The sequence below is a fragment of the Chryseobacterium sp. MMO-72 genome (assembly GCF_037146035.1).
GTDB lineage: Bacteria > Bacteroidota > Bacteroidia > Flavobacteriales > Weeksellaceae > Chryseobacterium > Chryseobacterium indicum.
In genome coordinates this window covers 25,261-38,409 of sequence record NZ_JBBCWG010000014.1, presented here as the reverse complement: position 1 = coordinate 38,409, position 13,149 = coordinate 25,261, and the positions used below count along the sequence as shown (strand labels likewise).

Genomic DNA, 13,149 nt, shown 5'->3' with positions numbered 1-13,149 from the left:
AAATTAAAATTTTAAAATAAAACAGCGGTAATTTTATCATATCAATAATTATTCAGCGAATATCATTTTTTTTTAAAAAGAAAAAAGTCTGACCAGAAACTGATCAGACTGTGTATTATTTATTACAAAATTTTCTCTCTTAGAAGGCGTTAATTCCTGTAATATCAAGACCTGTAATCAATAAATGAACATCGTGAGTTCCTTCATAAGTAATCACAGATTCTAGGTTTGCGGCGTGGCGCATCATCGGGAATTCACCCATAATTCCCATACCTCCAAGAATCTGGCGGGATTCTCTGGCAATATCAATCGCCATTTTCACATTATTTCTTTTTGCCATGGAAATCTGCGCAGGAGTTGCTTTATGATCGTTTTTAAGATTTCCTAACTGTAAGCAAAGCAACTGAGCTTTAGTGATTTCAGTTAAAAATTCTGCTAATTTTTTCTGCTGCAACTGGTAAGATCCGATAGGTTTTCCGAACTGTTTTCTTTCTTTAGAATACTGAACTGCAGTACAGTAGCAATCAATAGCTGCTCCGATAACCCCCCATGAAATACCATATCTTGCTGAATTTAAACAAGATAAAGGTCCTTTTAGTCCTGTTACTCCCGGAAGAAGATTTTCTTTTGGAACTTTTACATCATTAAAAACCAGTTCTCCTGTTTTTGAAGCTCTTAAGCTCCATTTATTGTGAGTTTCAGGTGTTGTAAAACCTTCCATTCCTCTTTCAACAATCAGTCCCTGAACTTTTCCTTCTTCATTTTTCGCCCAGACTACGGCAATATCGCAAAGAGGAGAGTTGGTGATCCACATTTTAGCCCCATTCAGAAGATAATGATCTCCCATGTCTTTAAAATGCGTTTCCATAGAACCCGGATCAGAACCGTGGTTTGGCTCCGTTAAACCGAAAGAACCGATCATTTCCCCGGCAGCTAGTTTGGGTAAGTATTTTCTTTTCTGTTCTTCTGAACCGAATTCATTAATAGGGAACATTACCAGAGAACTCTGTACAGAGGCAGCAGAACGCACCGCAGAATCCCCTCTTTCAAGCTCCTGCATAATCAGACCGTAAGAAATCTGATCCAGTCCGGAACCGCCGTATTCAACCGGAATATAAGGTCCTAAAGCTCCGATTTGTCCCAATTCCTTCATTAAATTCGGGATGTCGGTGTGGTTTTGGGCAGCATGATCAATCTGCGGCATCACAAAACTTTCTACCCAGTCTCTTACAGACTGTCGGATAAGTTTATGTTCTTCAGTAAGTAAAGCATCGATCCCGTAATAATCGGGAATGCTGGTAAGGGAATAATATGACATTATATTTTAATTTTCCTAAAAATAAGACTTTTCACTATTTCAGAGAAATTTTTTTTAAATGACTTTTATCTGTTGATTTTTAGATGTTTAATGCAGATTCCAGATACAAAACATCAAAATTTAATTTTCTTCTTCGTTGGAAATAGGGTACTGATTTGTCGGATTGTAGATTCTGGTTTTAAACTTGTACAAATACGGAGCTTTATTGGCAGAACCGTCATACAGTTTTTCCAGTCGGTCTAAAATATTAAGACTTAAAATTTTACGCTGAAAATTATTTCTTCTGAATTTTTCACCCAAAATCGTTTCATACAGACATTGCAGATCTTTCATGGTGAATTTTTCCGGAAGAAGATTACTCGCCGCTACTTCGGTATTGATGTTCATTCTGAGATATTCCAGTCCGGTTTCGATAATTCTGTCGTGGTCAAATGCCATTTTGGGCAGTTTATCAACTTCAAACCATTCGCAGCTTTCGTTGAAAGCATCCGGAAAAGTATTTGCCATCGAAAAGTCAATCAGGCTGCAGTATCCTACTGTAATAAAACGCTGGAAGATCCAGTGATCTTTAGGCACTTCAACGCCTTTGTTTTTAAGCAAAATCTGGTGAACATTGTTTTCCGTCCTGTCGATTCTTCCAAAAGTATGAAACTGTTTCAGGAAAATATTCTGAAGATGTGTTCTTTCGTATAAAACACGTTCCGCCGCTTCGCGAAGATCTTCATCATTAAAGACAAAACCGCCGGGAAGAGACCATAAATCGAGGTCGTGGTATTTTAAGAGTAAAACCTTCAGGATATTGTTATGAAAACCAAATATCGTGCAGTCTACAGATACGTGTGCTACAAAATCTTTTGTATCAATAAGTTCCTGAAGTGTTTCCTTGCTTTTTTCGTTCTTGATTTTCATGGGAGTAAAAATAAAATTATTTTCTAAATTTTTTTATCTGCAAATCTAAAATAAATTAAACTAATTGTAAACAACAGAATAACAGCAGATAAAATATACACAGAATAGTAATTCAGAAGCTGATTTCCGAATAAAACCGACATGATGATTGAACTTACAGAGCTTCCCAATGATGAAAAAATAACAATCAGCGAGGTGAAAACATTGGCTTTCGACTTATCGATTGTGGCAATCATCTTAGAATTGATGACAGGATAAAGCGGAGATAAAAACAATCCGATAACAGGGAAGAGAAACAGCAGGATCTTAGAATCGTCCATTCCTGAAAATTGTATTCCGATAATGATTAAAAGCACTATAACAATGGATGATAAGCACAGAATATAATATTTCGTCAAAGAAAATCTCTGGATAACATTAGCCGTAACTGTTCTTCCAATATAAGAAAACAGAGCTAAAAACGAAGATGCCTGAAGTGCAAAAAAAGAATTTACTTTTAAATGATTCTTGTAAAAAGACGGCAGCCACGAATTAAAGCTTTGCTCTATAAAAACAATCGAAAAAACTACCCCTAAAAATATAATAATTAAAGGATTGGCAATTCCGGCAACTTCTTTAAAAATATTTTCATTCTTCATCTTTTCAGGCTCCGAAACAGGAAGTTTTGAAAATAAAAAGATCGTTATTGCCGATAATACAGAGATGGATAAAAATCCGAATTTCCAGAATTCTGAAAACCGGCTTGAAATAATCCATCCAAAACCTATATTTACAACGAAAACACCGATCATGAAGGACGCTTCTACACTGTTCATAGTTTTTGCTAAAGATTTTTCGTCCGAAATATTGTTCCGGATAATTCCGAATACACATATTTTCCCAATCGCAAAACAAGCTCCGATGATGGCAAACCATAATTTATAAAACCAGAATACTTCCACGAAAGGCAAAATAAGAGAGCATATCCCAACAATTGTTAGAGCTGAAATCAGGGATTTTTTTGTTCCGGTTTTGCTGATAAAATTAACGGCAAAAAGTGAAATAAATGCAATGGGAAGATCCTTAAAAGACTCTAAAAAGCCAAGCTTATCATAAGTAATTTTTGCCTCCGAAAGCTGAAGAATTACAATGCCCATGCAGTTTAGCACCATAGAGAAAATTAGAAAAGTCAGTTTAAGCGGAAGCGATATTTTCGAGAGCTTGGTCGTCATTTTGGGGATTGATTTTATCTGTTTTTTTGAAATTTTTACTGTTTCTGAAGAAAAATTTATGCCTTCAAATGCCCAAAAATACAGGAAATATTAAAATAGTTATTAATAAAATGTTAAATAATTAAAAAAAAATATATTTTTATTGTCTCAATTTGAGAATTAAAAAACTAACTGTATATGAATGTAAGAATATCTAGAAGTTTAGGCATGGTTGCGGTGCTGTATTTCACTGCAAATTTCAGTGCCCAAAACACAAAGAACGACACCCTTCCAAAAGAACAGAAAATTGAGGAAGTAGTCATGATTGGTTATGGTACTCAGAAAAAGAGTAATGTGACGGGAGCCATCTCGAGTATCAAAGCAAGCGACATTGAGGCAATCCCAGCCGGAAAACCGGAGCAGGTTCTGCAAGGAAGAGCTGCTGGTGTAAATGTAATTTCTAACTCGGGCCAGCCGGGATCCAGTGCAACAATTAGAGTAAGAGGGGTTACCAGTTATTCCTCTAATAATGATCCGCTTTGGGTTGTTGACGGGATTGTGGTAGACGGAATCGGATGGCTAAACCAGTCCGACATTGAAAGTATTGAAGTATTGAAAGATGGAGCTTCTTCTGCAATTTACGGAGTTTCTGCTGCAAGAGGGGTAATTCTGGTTTCTACTAAAAAAGGTAAAAGAGGAAGACTGAATCTTACTTATAATGGTTTCTACGGTATAAGTAACGCTGCAAGAAAATTAGATCTTCTGGACGCTACACAATATGCTACAATTATTAATGAAGGTTTTGCCAATGACGGAAAACAGGTCAGATTTCAGAATCCTTCAGCATTTGGAAAAGGGACAGACTGGCAGGATCAGATTTTCAGTACAGGCGAGAGACAAAATCATGAGGTAAGTGTTCAGGGAGGAAACGATAAGTCTTTATTCTACGGATCTTTTGGATATTATGATCAGTCTGGTATTGTAATGAGTGATATATCTTACTACAAAAGGTTAACAGCCAGAATTAATTCCAGTCATAAAGTTACAGATTGGCTTACTTTAGGACAGACATTTGGATATACACATCAGAAAAGCCAGGGGATTAACTCTAATGGTGAGTTCGGCGGGCCTTTAAGTTCAGCAGTAAATCTTGATCCTATTACTCCTGTTGTTGTTAATAATTTTTCTATGGTAGATCCGGCGATGTATACAAATCCGTACATTGTAAGAGATGAAAACGGTAATCCTTACGGAATTTCACCCTATGTAAATCAGGAGATGTCTAACCCGAAAGCTTTCAGATACACTCAACTTGGAAACTTTAATTGGTCAGACGATTTTATTGCAAATGTTTATGCTGAAGTTAGATTTTTAGATCATTTCACATTTAAATCATCTTTAAACGGTAAAAAAGCTTATTGGGGAAGCCAGAGTTTTACTCCGTTATTCTATTTGAGTCCTACTTACAGTAATCTGGTAAATAACAGCTTAAGTCGCACTTCACAGAATAAATTTGAATGGAGTTTAGAAAACACATTAAACTATCAAAATAAATTCGGAAAGCATAATATTAATGTTTTATTGGGAACGGGATATTATGATTATAATATTGGAAACGGGCAGACAATTACCCATACAAATCTTCCAATAAGCAGCTATCAGGACGCTTCATTTAACTTTGCTTTACCTTCAGAAAACAGAACTTCAAATGCATGGGACAATGTAGAATGGAATAAAGCTTCTTATTTTGGACGTCTTATTTATGATTATGATAATAGATATTTGTTAACGGGGACATTACGTTATGATGGCTCTTCACTTTTTGGTCCAAATCATCACTGGGGTCTTTTCCCGTCTTTCTCTTTGGGATGGAACGTTAATAATGAAAGTTTCTGGCCACAAAATAATGTTGTTAACAGCTTAAAATTCCGTGGAGGTTTTGGAACACTGGGGAATGATGGTATCGAAACATTTAGATTTTCGAGCTTCTTTTTATCAGGCTTTAACTACACCAACGGAAATAATACTGTAATGACAGGCTATGCGCCAGGTTCTTTGGCGAATCCTGATCTTAAATGGGAAACAACGAGACAGGTAAATATTGCTGCTGATCTTAAATTGTTTACGAACTTTAATTTATCGGTGGATTTTTACAAGAAAAAAACAGTTGATATTTTACGACCGATTAAAATTCCGGGGTATGTAGGAGTTTCTGCTCCTTATATTGCTAACGTAGGAGATATGGAAAATCGCGGTGTGGAAGTAGAACTAGGATATAAGAAAAACTGGAATGATTTTACATTTTCATTAAATACAAACTTTGCATATAATGAAAATGAAGTTCTTACATTAGAAACAGGAACTAAATATCTAGACGAAAGCGGCTTCCAATCGATGGGTCCTGTACAAAGAACAATTGTAGGTAAACCTTATAAATCTTTCTACGGTTTCCAAACCTTGGGAGTATTTCAAAATCAGGCGCAGATTAACTCCTATGTAAATTCAAACGGACAAATGCTTCAGGCGAATGCAAAACCGGGAGATTTTATCTGGCAGGATGCTAATGGAGACGGGGTAATTGATGATAATGATAAGGTGTATTTAGGAAGCTCAATACCTAAATTTAATTTTGGAGCTACATTGAATCTTAGCTATAAAAATTGGGATTTAATGGTATTTGGACAGGGAGCTGCAGGACATAAAATATTTCAGGGACTAAGAAGACTTGATATGCTGGATGCCAATTATCAGACAAAAATTTTAGACAGATGGACAGGTGAAGGATCTACAAACGTAAATCCAAGAGTTACAAGAGATGATCCTAACAAAAACTATTCAAGAATGTCTAACTGGTATCTACAGAAAGGAGATTACTTCCGTATTAAGCTTGTACAGGTGGGATATACCTTGCCTACAGATTTAACTCAAAAATTTGGAGTTAGTAAACTAAGACTTTATGTAACAGGTGAAAATCTTTTTACTTTTACAAAATATACAGGGTATGATCCAGAGATCGCAGCAGGAGATTCTTTCGGAATTGACAGAGCATTTTATCCGCAGGCAAGATCATTTATGTTTGGTGCTAATGTAACTTTCTAAAAAAAATATAATGAAAAATAAATTCTTAAAAATAACTGTTGCGGCTTCTTTACTTTTAAGTTTGTCTGCAATGAATATATCTTGTACGGATGCTGATCTTGAAGAAAAGACAAATCCGGGGACATTTTTATCTGAAAACTTTTTCAGAAATGAGCAGGAATGTTTTTTCGCCCTTGTAGGTACGTATGATCCTTTGCGCAAATATGCAGGAGGTTTTGAAAATCTGGTAACTTTCTATAACGCAGCTTCTGATGATTTTTACGCAGGAGGAGGGAGTGCAACAGACGGAGCCGGAATTCAGGGGGCATCAAATTTTCAGATTAATCCGAATACAATGCCTGCAAGTTATTGGAGTGATTACTATCAGGGAATTGCAAGAGCAAATACACTGATTCTGAGAGCTCCGAATGCAGTAATGAATGAGACTACAAAGAGCAGATTTATTGCAGAAGCAAAAGCTCTTCGTGCGTTATACTATTTTGATCTGGTACGTATTTTCAGAAATATACCTTTAATTCTAAAACCATTTACAGCATCAGATGATCTTTTCAATGTTCCGCAGGTAGCTCCGTCTGCCGTTTATGCTCAAATAGAAACAGATTTGCTTGAAGCAATTCCAAATCTGCCAAAGACGGTTTCAGGAGATCAGAAAGGACGTTTAACCCAAGGTGCTGCAAAAGCATTATTGGGTAAGGTTTATCTTTACGAAAATAAAAAAAATGAAGCAGCAGCACAGTTTGCTGATGTTAACGGAACACCAGGCGGAACCAGCCAGTACGGATATAAATTAGTAGCGAATTATGCGGATCTATTTAAGTCTGCGCCGATAACTGAAGCTAATGATCCTTATAAATTCAGCACAGAATCCATCATCGAAGTAATGCATACCAATAAAGCAAATTCAGATTGGAGTTTTTGGGGGCAGGGAAAAGATGAAGGAAACTCTATTTGCATTATGACAGCACCGAGATCTTATAACAAAAAGTCGGCGGATGCTCCTGATATTGTTTCGGGATGGGCATTCAATGTCATAACAACAGATCTTTACAACTTTATGCAGACAGATCCTAGAAGAGATGCTACAATACTGAATATGAACTTGCTGAAGCAACAGAGTAAAGCTGATTATTCTCCTGCATATATGGATACAGGATATTTCTTTAATAAGTTTATGCCTACAAAAGATAAAGTTACAAATCTACCGGGTGCTTCAGAATTAAATTACAGACAGAATTATATTCTAATAAGACTTGCAGATACCTATCTAATGGAATCAGAAGCACTTAACGGTACAGGTTCAAGAGCTCAGGCTTTACTGGATGCTGTAAGAGCAAGAGTTGGGTTAGCTCCGGTACCAGTGAGTTTACAGGCTATTAAAGATGAAAGGAGAAGGGAATTAGCAGGAGAAGGACATCGTTTTTTTGATCTTGTAAGATGGGGAGATGCTTCTGCAAAACTAGCTTCAAAAGGTTTTGTAGCAGGTAAAAACGAAATCATGCCTATACCTCTTACAGAGCTTACAGGAACTATTCTTAAACAAAATCCTGGATATTAATTAAATACAATTAAAAACATGATAACTAAATATATAAATAAAAGTCTTTTAGTAAGTTCTGCGATTTTATTTCTTGGAAGCTGTACCCCCGATACGGTTGACGGAAATGCGATTGATCAGGGAGCTTTAGATGCTTCTTTTAAGGTGACTAAAACATCGGAAAACCATTATTTATTAAAAAGAATTTATAACAACTATATTAATTCAAGATGGGATATTGATGGCGATGGTTTTAATAATGGGAAAGGAGAAGAAAACCTTTTCCTTCCAGATGCGGGAACTTATGTTATTCAGCATCAGGCGGTAGGTATTGGTGGAGTTGTCGGAGGAACTGCCAGTGAGACTGTTGTTGTCCCTACTTCAGACCCGATTTCCGGAAATATGATTCAGGGAGGAAGATTCGATACACCTGATGAAGTTGCAAAATGGTCTGTTCACAAAATCAGCGCTTCAGGGGCTCAATGGGTTTTTGCTAACGGTAAAGCTACAATTGTTGCAAGTGGAAGCAGTCAGCAGGGTATTTATCAGGCTGTGAATGTTGTGGCAGGACAGAAATATTCCATCGATATGGTAGCTTCCTCTGATACACCGTTAGTGAATACATGGTTCGAGGTTTATGTTCTAAATACGGCTCCGGTGACGGGACAGGATGTAGGGGGAACAGTTTACAGAAACATCAACACTTGGGATGGTTGTGGAACAAGCAAATTCAAAGGAAAAGTTTCGTCTGTCGGATGCAACGGATCGAAGAATGGCGGAATTTATACAGCTACAACAACAGGAACCGTTTATTTGGAAATTAAATGTGGAGGGGGCACTGTAAATAGCCTTAGTATTGATAAGGTTGAATTCCGCAGAATTCAATAATCTTCACACAATTAAATTGATATGAAATTACAATATTCATATAGTTTCGTACTTAGAAGTGCTGCACTTTGCGGTGTAGCGCTTCTTTCTTTTTTAAACTGCAGCAGTACCTCTTCGGATTTATCCAATAATACAGATAATTCCGGAAACAGCGGTAACGGAGGAAATACTTCCGGAGATCCGGTACAGGTGTGGTTAACGAAAGGAGATCAGACCGTGAAACTACAACAGCAGGGAACCTCTTATTTCTCAGGAACTTCAGCAGCCGGAACTACCATTGAAGTAGACGGCTCACAAATGTTTCAGACAATAGATGGATTCGGATATACGCTTACAGGAGGAAGTGTACAGGTAATCAATCAGCTGAGTGCGACAAAAAAACAGGAATTGTTAAATGATCTGTTCAGCGCTTCAGGGATTGGGGTAAGTTATTTGAGAATCAGCATTGGGGCTTCGGATCTCAACAGCGAAGTTTTTTCGTATGACGATATGCCGACCGGACAGACTGATCCTACGCTTGCTCAATTCAGCTTAACCAAAGATCAGGCTTTGATCCAGATGCTGAAAGATATTCTGATGATTAATCCGAATATTAAAATTTTAGCAACACCTTGGTCGCCACCTGTCTGGATGAAAGACAACGGAAACACAATGGGGGGAAGTTTAAAACCTGAATATTATGCGGCGTATGCGCAATATTTCGTAAAATACATCCAGGCAATGCAGACTCAGGGAATTAAAATTGATGCCATAACTCCGCAAAACGAACCTTTACATCCGGGAAATAATCCAAGCATGTATATGTCGGCAGGAGATCAGGCAGCTTTTATTAAAAATAATTTAGGTCCTGCTTTTCAGACTGCCAATATTAATACAAAGATCATTGCTTATGATCACAATTGCGATAATCCGACGTATCCTTTAGCGGTTTTAAATGATACAGCGGCAAATCCTTATGTTGACGGATCGGCTTTCCATTTGTATGCAGGAGATATTTCTGCTTTGGGAACAGTACATAATCTATTCCCCAATAAAAACGTCTATTTTACAGAACAGTGGACCAGTTCTACAGGTGCTTTTTCAGGAGATCTGGACTGGCACATGAAAAATGTTATCATAGGTTCCATGAGAAACTGGAGCAAAAATGCTTTGGAATGGAATGTAGCCAATGATGCTTCATTCGGACCTCATACACCGGGAGGATGTACCCAATGCAAAGGGGCAATTACCATAAACGGAAGTACGGGTTACGACAAAAATGTTGCCTATTATATTATTGCCCACGCTTCAAAATTTGTTCCGGCAAACTCCCAGAGAATTGCTTCTACACAATCAGATAACCTTTCCACGGTAGCTTTTAAAACTCCGGCAGGAAAAACAGTATTAATTGTTCAGAACAGCAACTCTACAGATAAAGCATTCAACATAAAATATAATCAGAAGACAGCTTCGGTAAGTATGCCGGGAATTTCTACAGCGACTTATATTTTTTAAGACAAATATATCTGTTAAAATTTGTAATGATTGAAAACTTTTTGTTCTTTGTTAAATAAATTTATCCTGAACTTCAGGTTAAGAAAAATAGTTCAAAAGGACAGATAATTAAAATTAGATTAAAATGAAGAGAGTTTATTTCTTATTGGCAGTTACAGCATTTGGAATCAATACATTCGCACAAAAGACAATTGATCAGAAAGTTTCAGAACTTTTGTCGAAAATGACGTTAGAAGAAAAAGTAGGACAGCTTGTTCAGTATTCAGGATTTGAATACGCAACAGGTCCGCAAAATTCCAATTCTGCAAGTGTTCTAAATGAAATAAAACAGGGAAAAGTAGGTTCAATGCTCAATGTGGCAGGAGCAGAAGAAACCAGAAAATTTCAGGAATTAGCGTTAAAATCGAGATTGAGAATTCCTTTATTATTCGGACAGGATGTCATTCACGGATATCGAACAACCTTTCCTGTAAATTTAGGTCAGGCAGCGAGCTGGGATTTAAAACTAATTGAAAAATCCGAAAGAATCGCAGCAACAGAAGCTTCGGCTTATGGAATTCACTGGACGTTTGCACCGATGGTCGACATTGCAAGAGATCCGAGATGGGGAAGAGTAATGGAAGGTTCTGGGGAAGATACCTATTTGGGAACCCAGATCGGTCTAGCCAGAATCCGTGGTTTTCAGGGAAAAGGTCTTGGAAATCTGGATGCTATTATGGCTTGTGCAAAGCATTTTGCAGCGTATGGAGCAGCAGTGGGCGGAAGAGATTACAACTCTGTTGATATGAGTTTGAGACAATTGAACGAAACCTATCTTCCTCCTTTCAAAGCAGCGGCTGAAGCCGGAGTGGCGACTTTCATGAACTCTTTTAATGACATCAACGGAATTCCGGCAACGGCAAACAAATACATTTTAAGAGATTTATTAAAGGGGAAATGGAATTATAAAGGTTTCGTGGTTTCAGACTGGGGAAGTATTGGTGAAATGGTTCCTCACGGTTACGCAAAAGACAATAAAGAAGCGGCGGAAAAAGCAATAAATGCAGGAAGCGACATGGATATGGAAAGCCGCGCTTATATGGCAGAACTTCCCAATCTGGTTAAAGAAGGAAAAGTAGATCCGAAGCTGATTGATGATGCCGCAAAAAGAATTTTGGTTAAAAAATTCGAGATGGGGTTGTTTGACGATCCTTACCGGTTCAGCAGTGAAAAAAGACAGCAGGAACAGACCAACAATCAGGAAAACAGAAAATTCGGAAGAGAATTTGGCTCAAAAAGCATCGTTTTGCTTAAAAATGAGAAAAACATTTTACCTCTTTCAAGATCTGTAAAAACGGTTGCTTTAATTGGTCCTTTCGGAAAAGAAACTTCTGCCAACCACGGATTTTGGTCGGTGGCTTTTAAAGATGATAACCAAAGAATTGTAACTCAGTTTGACGGAATTAAAAATCAATTGGATAAGAATTCCACTTTACTTTATGCAAAAGGAGCAAATGTTGACGATCAGGATAGATCCATGTTTGCGGAAGCGGTGGAAACAGCGAAAAAAGCAGATATCGTGATCATGACTTTAGGAGAAGGTCATGCTATGAGCGGTGAAGCAAAAAGCAGAAGCAACATCCATTTTTCCGGAGTTCAGGAAGATCTTTTGAAAGAAATTGCCAAAACAGGAAAGCCGATTGTTTTAATGATCAACGCGGGAAGACCTCTTGTCTTTGATTGGGCAGCAGACAATATTCCGGCAATCATGTACACTTGGTGGCTGGGAACGGAAGCCGGAAACTCTATTGCAGATGTTCTTTTTGGAACAGTAAATCCGGGCGGAAAACTTCCGATGACTTTCCCGAGAACGGAAGGTCAGATTCCTGTTTACTACAATCATTACAATACAGGAAGACCTGCAAAAAACAATACCGACAGAAATTACGTTTCAGCATACATTGATCTTGATAATGATCCGAAATTTCCGTTTGGTTACGGTTTAAGTTATACGCAGTTTAAATATTCTGATATGAATTTAAGCTCAAATAATCTTAAAGGAAATCAGACATTAAACATCAGCGTAAATGTTACCAACAGTGGAAATTATGATGGGGAAGAAGTGGTGCAGTTATACATCAGAGATTTGTTCGGAAAAGTGGTAAGACCGGTAAGGGAACTGAAAGGCTTCCAGAAAGTTTTCATTAAAAAAGGAGAAACGAAAACCATCAGTTTCAGTTTAACTCCTGAAAATCTGAAATTTTATGACGACCAGCTTAATTACGACTGGGAAGGCGGAGAATTCGACATCATGGTGGGAACCGATTCTAAAAATGTTCAGACAAAAAGAATTAATTGGTTAAAATAATATTACTTTTTTACTTACTAAGAGCGGGATAAAACCCGCTTTTGGCGGTAGAAGAATGAACGTTTTTTATAAAAATATTAATTAAACAAAACATTTGTCATTCTGAAAGAATCTACATATAACTTAGAGAGATGCTTCCAGCACGACAAACTTTGAAAATAATTAAATTAACTTTTAAACATATTGTTGTCATTCAGAATGAAGCAAAGTGGTAAATGACCAACATTTAAAATAGATTCCTCGTTCCTCAGAATGACAAGTGTTGATAATAAATTAAATAATAATTAAATCTTAATCTAGAATTTTTAACGCAAAGATTAAAAAACGAATTATTGATTTTAAGGAGGCAAAGAAGAATCAGCAAAGCTGA

General features: G+C 37.1%; 8 protein-coding genes. 5 read left to right on the top strand and 3 right to left on the bottom strand.

The annotated features are described in order from the left end of the window. Positions 1–139: 139 nt before the first annotated feature. The 3 genes from WFH39_RS17055 to WFH39_RS17045 form a co-directional block, all read right to left on the bottom strand. Positions 140–1,318 carry an acyl-CoA dehydrogenase family protein gene (locus tag WFH39_RS17055; protein WP_087709898.1) on the bottom strand — a complete coding sequence of 393 codons (1,179 nt, stop codon included), beginning with the start codon at positions 1,316–1,318 and terminating at the stop codon, positions 140–142. A 120-nt stretch (positions 1,319–1,438) separates the two neighbouring features. Next, positions 1,439–2,227 carry an NUDIX hydrolase gene (locus WFH39_RS17050; protein ID WP_185204411.1) on the bottom strand — a complete coding sequence of 263 codons (789 nt, stop codon included), beginning with the start codon at positions 2,225–2,227 and terminating at the stop codon, positions 1,439–1,441. Between the two features lie 23 nt (positions 2,228–2,250). Next, positions 2,251–3,438 (bottom strand): MFS transporter, encoded by a 1,188-nt coding sequence (locus tag WFH39_RS17045; protein WP_336690755.1) that lies wholly within the window; start codon positions 3,436–3,438, stop codon positions 2,251–2,253. A gap of 177 nt (positions 3,439–3,615) precedes the next feature. On the opposite strand from WFH39_RS17045, the gene WFH39_RS17040 reads away from it, so the two are divergent. The 5 genes from WFH39_RS17040 (at position 3,616) to bglX (ending at position 12,779) form a co-directional block, all read left to right on the top strand. Further along, the gene (locus WFH39_RS17040) at positions 3,616–6,516 is read left to right on the top strand and encodes a SusC/RagA family TonB-linked outer membrane protein (RefSeq protein ID WP_336690754.1); all 2,901 of its coding nucleotides are present in this window, start codon (positions 3,616–3,618) and stop codon (positions 6,514–6,516) included. Between the two features lie 10 nt (positions 6,517–6,526). Next, positions 6,527–8,071 carry a RagB/SusD family nutrient uptake outer membrane protein gene (locus WFH39_RS17035; protein ID WP_336690753.1) on the top strand — a complete coding sequence of 515 codons (1,545 nt, stop codon included), beginning with the start codon at positions 6,527–6,529 and terminating at the stop codon, positions 8,069–8,071. Between the two features lie 18 nt (positions 8,072–8,089). Continuing rightward, positions 8,090–8,938, top strand: coding sequence for a hypothetical protein (locus WFH39_RS17030; protein ID WP_336690752.1), 849 nt, complete (start codon positions 8,090–8,092; stop codon positions 8,936–8,938). A gap of 21 nt (positions 8,939–8,959) precedes the next feature. Continuing rightward, positions 8,960–10,432, top strand: coding sequence for a glycoside hydrolase family 30 protein (locus WFH39_RS17025; RefSeq protein ID WP_336690751.1), 1,473 nt, complete (start codon positions 8,960–8,962; stop codon positions 10,430–10,432). Between the two features lie 124 nt (positions 10,433–10,556). Then, complete coding sequence (bglX, locus tag WFH39_RS17020; protein WP_336690750.1) at positions 10,557–12,779, top strand: beta-glucosidase BglX; 2,223 nt, start codon at positions 10,557–10,559, stop codon at positions 12,777–12,779. The last annotated feature ends 370 nt before the right edge of the window (positions 12,780–13,149 follow it).